The following is a 1,418-nucleotide window of genomic DNA, read 5'->3' on the forward strand; positions in this document are numbered from 1 at the left end:
GGTCGCGTCCGCGCGAGTGGTGTAAGAGACGGCCATCGCGGGATCCGGTCTGATGTTATGCGGCGATCGGGGCGGGGTCGGTCTGGTCGGTGACGTGTTGGTCGGTGTCGATCGTGACCATGCGGGCTTTGGCGAGTAGTTCCAGGCCCATGTAGCGGCGTCCTTCGGTCCACTCGTCGGTTTGCTCGGCCAGGACGGCGCCGACGAGGCGGATGATCGACGGCCGGTTGGGGAAGATCCCGACGACGTCGGTGCGGCGGCGGATCTCCTTGTTCAACCGCTCCTGCGGATTATTCGACCAGATCTGACGCCAGATCTCGCGCGGGAAACCGGTGAACGCGAGGAGGTCATCCCTGGCGGCGTCGAGGTGCTCGGCTGCGGCTGGGAACTTCGCCTCGATCGTGGCCACGACCCGCTGGAACTGGGCTCGGACGGCGTCGGCATCCGGCTGGTCGAAGATTGTGCGGACGAGGGTGGCGATCCAGGGCTGCGCCGACTTGGGCACCTTGGTCAGCAGGTTGCGCAGGTAGTGGGTCCGGCAGCGCTGCCACGCAGCGCCGGGCAGGGCCGCGCCGATCGCGGACACCAGGCCGGCGTGGGCGTCGGAGATGACCAGACGCACCCCGGTCAGGCCGCGGGCGGTCAGCGACCGCAGGAACGCCAGCCAGCCGGCGCCGTCCTCGTCGGAGGCGACGTCGAGGCCGAGGACTTCGCGTTGGCCGTCGGCGTTGACGCCGACAGCGATCAGCGCGTGGACGTTGACGGTGCGGCCGTGCTCGCGGACCTTCATCGTCAGCGCGTCCATCCACACGAACGTGTAGTGGCCTGAGTCGAGGGGTCGGTTGCGAAACGCCTCGACCTGGGTGTCGAGGTGGGCGGCCATCTCCGAGACCTGCGACTTCGACAGCTGCCGGATCCCGAGCTGCTCGACCAGCTTCTCCACCCGCCGCGTCGACACCCCCAGCAGATAGGAGGTGGCCACGACCGACACCAGAGCCTGCTCGGCCCGCCGACGGTGGGTCAGCAGCCAGTCCGGAAAGTACGAGCCCTGGCGCAGCTTGGGGATGGCCAAGTCGATCGTCCCGGCCCGGGTGTCCCACTCCCGAGGCCGGTATCCGTTACGCGAGTTCACCCGCTCGTCGCTGCGCTGCCCGTAACCGGCACCGCAGATCGCGTCCGCTTCCGCGGACATCAACGCCTGCGCGAACGTTTTGATCATCGCCTGCAACACGTCCGGCGACGCGCCCTCGATCTGCTCGCGCAGCAGGTCAACAGGGTTCACACTCTCTGATGCGGCCATCGCGTTCTCTCTTCCTTCTCTGACTTGGTCGTCTTGAAGGATCGACGCGATGGCCGTCTCTCATCTACGCAACACGCCCATCACGGGCAAGTCGTACACCACTCCAGCGGACGCAACC

The 1,418-nt window shown here is 67.4% G+C and carries 1 protein-coding gene; it reads right to left on the bottom strand.

The features are described from left to right. Positions 1–55: 55 nt before the first annotated feature. Positions 56–1,300: an IS256 family transposase gene (locus tag ACPCK6_RS29550; protein WP_046563349.1), complete on the bottom strand. Its 1,245-nt coding sequence runs from the start codon at positions 1,298–1,300 to the stop codon at positions 56–58. Between the last annotated feature and the right edge of the window lie 118 nt (positions 1,301–1,418).

Source organism: Micromonospora sp. AB353, from assembly GCF_049538395.1.
GTDB lineage: Bacteria > Actinomycetota > Actinomycetes > Mycobacteriales > Micromonosporaceae > Micromonospora > Micromonospora aurantiaca.